We start from the raw sequence: 6,011 nt of genomic DNA, 5'->3' as shown, positions 1-6,011 counted from the left end.
AAAAAATCAGTCGTAACAAGGGGTCAATAATGGTGAATTAAGTTTCGTGTTTGTTTTGTGTTGTTTCGGAAAAGTGTGCACTCAAAAGGAGCGTTACTGTTTAAAAAATGGAGTGAAAAACATATGGCATGAGTCAACGGTAAGCGGAACGGAGTGAGCATTAAGGAGTTGACTCATTCACGACACCCAAAAGCCTGTTTATCAAACAAACCCCGTTTGTTTGCGCCTGCCGAAGGGGCATTCCCCGAAGATCGGGGGTAGGGGGTTTGAATATTTGCCATCCAACGTGCTAGCGTTGGCGGGTTTGGGCAGAGCCCAAGAAAGGCGGTCCGATGATGAAAATGACAAGAGAGAGTTTTGAAAAAGGCATGAGATATGCGAAAGCGACACACGCCATTGAAGGAATTTATCTTACAGCTGACGAGGAAGAATTATTATGGCAGCATGCATCCGGTCAGATCACAGATGAGGAATTTGAGAGAAAGGCTCTTGAATTGGCCTATAAAGTGATATAATAGAGTTCTAGGCGAAGGTGCGCAGCGGAAGACGACGACAGTCGTCGAGTGGCAACGAAAAGCGAAGCACCGTAGCCAGCTGGAACCCCCTCACTCTAACAGGGGGGTAGTAATGTAAGATGAAAATAAAACGTATAAAAAAATATGTCGTGCATTTCAAAAATGCCGTTGAGAGCGTTCAGATTCGATTCTGAGCGCTTTTATTTTTGTTTAGGTAATTGAATAGGGGAAAGCGTCAAAAACGCTTATAAGGGCTTTAAATGCGTTTTTTCGTTTTGTCTGCTGAATTCATTTAAAAAAACGTTTGCGAGATACCGAAAATTTTCAAAAATGGAAACGCAAGCAAGTTATAGCCGTATTTCATGTGCTAGGATTTAACATAAAAAAGCGATGTATCGGGGGATTGATGGTATGGGAACTATTGCAGCGCCTGTGGTTGGTCAGAAGATTAATGAGTGGTATCGACATATCAAAAGGTTAAATGTGACAGATGCAGAGATTCTCCGTAATGAAGTTAAGAATGAACTGGATTTGATGGAGGAAGACGAACAGGTTGTTCTTTATTTTCAGCTAATGGAATTTCGCCATGAACAGATGCTTGAATACGTAAATCCATCAAAAAATACTGTCAATAAAGCTGATTATTTGAGAGCTGTCGAAGGTGAAGGAAAAAGGCTTACTGGTATTATGGAGTACTACTTCAATTTTTTCAGAGGGATGTATGAGTTTTCTAAAGGGGAGTACATAAAAGCTATTACATTTTATCGCTATGCTGAAAGAAAACTTGATAAAGTAGCTGATGAATTGGAGCGTGCGGAGTTCTTTTTCAAAATGGCAGAAATCTTTTATCACATGAAGCAGACACATCTATCTATGTATTATGTTGAACAGGCGTATCATGCTTATAAGGCAAACAGTATATATCAAGTTAGGTTAATCCAGTGTAGATTCGTGATTGCGGGAAATTATGACGATCTAGTCAGTTATGAGAAGGCACTTCCCCATTTGAAACTAGCTTTACAGGAATCTATTGCACTTGGCCATGATTACATTACGACTAAGGGTTTGTTGAATTTAGGAAACTGTTTTAATAAACAAGATGATGTTGCGAAAGCAACAGTATATTACCAACGTGCATTAGAGTTAGGCGAGAAGATCGGAGCTAAAGAAGTTGTACAAGCTTGTTATGATTTAGCCATCATTTTCTTTAAGCAGGGACGAAAAGAAGAAGCTCTTGATTATTGCGTGAAAGGAAAAAGCTATGCTGATAAGTATGATGATTACATGTTTGTCGATCTTTTTAATGTGCTTCATGAGTTATATGTGACGGTTTCGCCTAGTGTTGAAGTCAATCAAAAATTTGATCAACTTTTATATAGTCGTGGTTATCCTTATTTAGAAGACCTAGCTTTAGAGGCTGGAAGATTTTATAATGACATAGAACGTCTGGATGATTCTGTATTTTTTTACAGGAAGATGATCCAAGTTCAGAAACTGATTCAAAGGGGCGATTTTGAATATGAAGTTTAAAAAAATTATGGCTGCCGTTTTGATTTTAGCTGTGGCTGTTGCGCCAGTTTATGGTTTAGCGACGCAAGATAACAGCGTTTCTGTTGCTTCAAGGAATGCAACATGATGTATCGTATTCGATTTGGAACATGAAAATCGACAGACCTTTAGGGTCTGTTTTTTTGTTGCTAAAAATCAAAAAAAAATCTCCCCCTGCGGGGAAATTTGGTTTAGTGTTTGGTCTTTTAGGTTTTTGGGTTTTAATCTTTTAAAAAGATGGCGGTTTCGCCAGCTTTTTGGGCGATTTTGACGGAGTCAGAATCGTGTCTTTTCTTATCTTGATACATATAGAAACACTGTCATTTTGAAAAAGTGCGATGAATTCAATGGTGTCAAGGCTTTAGAGGCATTTTGACAAGTCAAAACTCCCTCTGCTATTATTAAGTTACCACACTTAAAATAATAGATTGCTAGAGATCAAACTAGCTTCAGAAGGAGTTTTTTGACTTTGTCATATTTAGATGAATCAAATTATAGCATCCTTGACGATAAAACCGCAACAGGTAAAAAGCGGGATTGGAGAGGAAAAAAAGTGAGATCGTCGCTTGTGGCGGCTCATTATGAAGGACTTGAAAAGCGTACCGGTGCACCTTATTACGGAAAAAAAGCTGAAAAAGTGTGTAATTGTGCAGAGTGTCTTGTGTTTAGAAGAGATATTGAAACGGGCAGGTTACGATTATCAAATGCTTATTTCTGTAAAGTGAGGTTATGTTCGATGTGTGCGTGGCGAAGATCATTAAAAATTGCGAGTCATAATAAATTGATTGTGGAAGAAGCAAACAGACAATATAAGCCAGCATGGATATTTCTCACGTTGACAGTGAAAAATGTCGAGGGTGATGATTTAAAACAAACGATTACTGATATGATGCAAGGCTTTAGAAAGCTGTTTCAATACAAAAAAGTGAAAACTGGAACACTTGGTTTTTTCAGAGCTTTAGAGATTACGAAAAATCATGAAGAAAATACATATCATCCTCATTTCCATGTGTTGATTCCTGTAAAGAAAAGCTATTTTAGAGGGCAATCTTATATTAAACAAGCGGAGTGGACAAGCTTTTGGAAAAAGGCAATGAAATTGGATTACACACCAATTGTGCATGTGCAGCGGGTCAAAGGAAAAAAGGGAATCAATGCGGAAGCGATTGAACAAGAAGTGCGTAGAGAGATGGAAGAACAAAAGGCCATTCTGGAAATCTCGAAGTATCCAGTCAAGGATACGGATGTCATACGTGGGAATGAAGTGACCGAGGAAAATTTGGATACGGTTTATTATTTGGATGATGCATTAAGTGCCAGGAGGTTGATCGGATATGGCGGGATCTTGAAAGAGATTCATAAGGAACTGAATTTGACGGATGCAGAGGACGGGGATCTTGTCAGAATTGAAGAAGATGATGACGACGTAGCAAATGAAACGTTTGAGGTCATGGCTCGTTGGCATGTTGGCATAAAAAATTATATAATTTCCTGATTAATCGAAATAATATGATGTATAGTTTAATGTTTAAGGGAAGCATTAAAGGTGTATTGATTGTTTTATGTTCGTTGATTATTTTGGTTTTAAGTGTATTTGCATATAAGGCTTCGATTTAGCAATTTGGTTAGAATGAAAGGTTGCCTCAAGAAGAAGTGAGGAGGGAATCTTAATTCTTGAACTTCATTTTCTGATATGTTTATTAAAAGAGGTGAGATTATGTCTAAAACAAGTGAGAGATGGTCATTGAAAAACTTGTTAATCTATATTGTTTTGTTTGTAGTAATTTACTTGACTGTTATTTTAGTGAAGTTTTTAACTGGCACTGACATAAATTGGTTGAGTACATTTTTATTTATGTTTGTGATTTCAGCTATATATCTGATACTTCGAAATACCAAAAAAAAATAGTGGAAATTCATCTACTAATGCAAAAAAAAGGTCCTAAAGAAATACTTAGGACCTTTTTTGCTTTAGTAGATTCGAATAAAAGAAATAGGAAATCTAGAAGTTAAATAGAGCCAAGACATTTGATTTGTATCCATCCCAAGGTAAGTACAAGACCGTGGATACCACCTTTTGCTCCTGCTTTAATCATATATTTAGCTGCTTTCATTTTCTGTCCTGAAGCTAATGCTTCTACTGCTGCTGTGAAAGCTGACACACCAAGTGCATCCTTCCACTGAGCTTTAATTTCTCTTGTTAAGCATTTGTCATATTTACTGGGTTCCATTTTTTTTGGTGCTTTTGCATACGTAGATACAGTATTAAAAGGTTCAACTGCAGCACATTCATATAAGTTTTTATTGGCATTATTGAAGTCGATATATTCTTGTGGTATATATCCAAACTTATTTTTTATTACTTCTAGATTAACCGTTGCATTACCGTAACTATCTATTTGAATAGCTTCGTTTTCAATAAAATCAATCATGTCTAAAAGTTCTTGTTCACTGATGTCTAACTTGTCCAATTCGTTAGGTGTAGCGGCATTAGCTGCGGGAATCAGATACACAGTCATTAATACAATAGATAGAAAAGCGCACATAATTTTACTTATTTGAAATTTAATTCTAAAAACCTCCCTTTATTTTCTAGAAGTTTAACATACCTTTGATAAAATACAAGAAAAGATAGTTAATTAATCGCTTATTAGATTTCTTTGTATTGGGATTGCTTTGGCTTACTATAAACCACCGTTTCTATAGAAATCACTCCTTTTTTTGGGGATATTTTCATCCTAACATTTAATGATTTAGAGTTGGGAATTCATTGGAAAATTTCTTTTTTGGTTGCGGTGTCCGCAATCACTTTTTTTATTTTTTAGAGCTTCGTTTTGAGGAATATTTTTGTGGTAGAATCCGTTCACTGTGGAGGTGAATGTGATGACGATTGTAATTAATGTGATGGATTTAGGAGCATTCATTATTTGTACTTTGCTGTTCATTGCATTGTGGTTTGAAGAATCAGAAGAAGCCGGCTATTAAGTCGGCTTCTTCTTTACACGCTTGACGGAAATCGAGAGATTTTAGCACTCACACAGGGGTGTGTATAAGTGCGCCATTTTCAAGGGTGTCCTATTTCCAAAATTGCCACCACTTTTTTTGTTGAGTAGCAGCAATCATTTTTTTTGTTTCAATGGATTCTTTCAAAGCGAGCATGAGATTTTCATCTCGCTTTTTTTGCTGTTCTTCAAATTGTTCGAGTCGTTTTAGTATGGCCCGATTGAATTCCTCTTGTCTTTGAATGAGATCGGCGACATTGATATCTTGTAGCGGTGTAGCGGTATCCGATATGGACAAGTTTGACCGATACAAGGTCGCTACAAGTTTGGCTACTTCTTCTAGTGATTTACCACTTAATTTAGAGTGTGTGTATATATACTCCATAGCGGATAAATCGGACTCATTATACTGACGCCATCCCTTAGTGTCTCTGGCGAAATTATAGCCATTTTTCTCAAGCATGGCGGCGTATTTGCGTATCGTGACGCTAGAGACATTGAGCTTGTTTGCAATGTCTTGTGAAGAAAGGTAGGTTTCGGGTTTCATAGCGGGTTCACCTCTTTATGATTCATTCGCTACGGTATACGCTACGCCCTCCTAGATCAAAAGGCAAAATGTTTTTGTTTTGCGTAGCGGGTTGAAAGAGAAAAATTTTGATAAGTGTCGCTAGAGACATTCGGGAAAAGGTGAAAAGAGCATAAGGGAAAACTGCAACCACTTTATGTTTGAAATCCCAGTGTGATTTGTTTCGTGGCGGTTGCGATTTTTGAAAGGAATGTGCCTAAAAATGAAATTCTGACACACCTTTTTTTAGGAGAAAAATGTGGTGATGTGGCAGAAACGGAAAAACTGCCACACCATAAAAAGGAAAAGTGAGAAGAATTGAGTAACGTTTTGTGTTTGAAAAGGAGCGCACCTGCACACAAAGAAAGGGAGCGTTTTGCA

The 6,011-nt window shown here is 37.2% G+C and carries 5 protein-coding genes; 3 read left to right on the top strand and 2 right to left on the bottom strand.

Going from position 1 to position 6,011, the window contains the following annotated elements:
- Positions 1 to 335 precede the first annotated feature (335 nt).
- The 3 genes from MHB79_RS18980 (at position 336) to MHB79_RS18970 (ending at position 3,558) form a co-directional block, all read left to right on the top strand.
- The gene (locus MHB79_RS18980; RefSeq protein WP_340990679.1) at positions 336 to 515 is read left to right on the top strand and encodes an antitoxin VbhA family protein; all 180 of its coding nucleotides are present in this window, start codon (positions 336 to 338) and stop codon (positions 513 to 515) included.
- Positions 516 to 926: 411 nt separating this feature from the next.
- A complete protein-coding gene (locus MHB79_RS18975) occupies positions 927 to 2,045 on the top strand; it encodes a Rap family tetratricopeptide repeat protein (RefSeq protein WP_340990677.1) in 1,119 nt (372 codons plus the stop codon).
- Between the two features lie 487 nt (positions 2,046 to 2,532).
- Positions 2,533 to 3,558, top strand: coding sequence for a protein rep (locus MHB79_RS18970; protein WP_340990675.1), 1,026 nt, complete (start codon positions 2,533 to 2,535; stop codon positions 3,556 to 3,558).
- A gap of 514 nt (positions 3,559 to 4,072) precedes the next feature.
- On the opposite strand, the gene MHB79_RS18965 is transcribed toward MHB79_RS18970, so the two are convergent.
- Positions 4,073 to 4,495 carry a hypothetical protein gene (locus MHB79_RS18965; protein WP_340990673.1) on the bottom strand — a complete coding sequence of 141 codons (423 nt, stop codon included), beginning with the start codon at positions 4,493 to 4,495 and terminating at the stop codon, positions 4,073 to 4,075.
- Between the two features lie 643 nt (positions 4,496 to 5,138).
- Positions 5,139 to 5,612: a DUF3967 domain-containing protein gene (locus MHB79_RS18960; protein ID WP_340990671.1), complete on the bottom strand. Its 474-nt coding sequence runs from the start codon at positions 5,610 to 5,612 to the stop codon at positions 5,139 to 5,141.
- Positions 5,613 to 6,011 lie beyond the last annotated feature (399 nt).

The organism is Bacillus sp. FSL M7-0558 (assembly GCF_038003245.1).
In the GTDB taxonomy this organism is placed as follows: domain Bacteria; phylum Bacillota; class Bacilli; order Bacillales; family Bacillaceae; genus Bacillus; species Bacillus pumilus.
Note: the sequence above shows the minus strand (reverse complement) of the source record. Positions and strands in the feature narration are given on the sequence as shown.

Bases quoted from the DNA above. Each gene is read 5' to 3' on its own strand.
- MHB79_RS18980 (WP_340990679.1), top strand. From the start codon at position 336: ATGAAAATGACAAGAGAGAGTTTTGAAAAAGGCATGAGATATGCGAAA.
- MHB79_RS18975 (WP_340990677.1), top strand. From the start codon at position 927: ATGGGAACTATTGCAGCGCCTGTGGTTGGTCAGAAGATTAATGAGTGG.
- MHB79_RS18965 (WP_340990673.1), bottom strand. From the start codon at position 4,495: ATGATTGATTTTATTGAAAACGAAGCTATTCAAATAGATAGTTACGGT.
- MHB79_RS18960 (WP_340990671.1), bottom strand. From the start codon at position 5,612: ATGAAACCCGAAACCTACCTTTCTTCACAAGACATTGCAAACAAGCTC.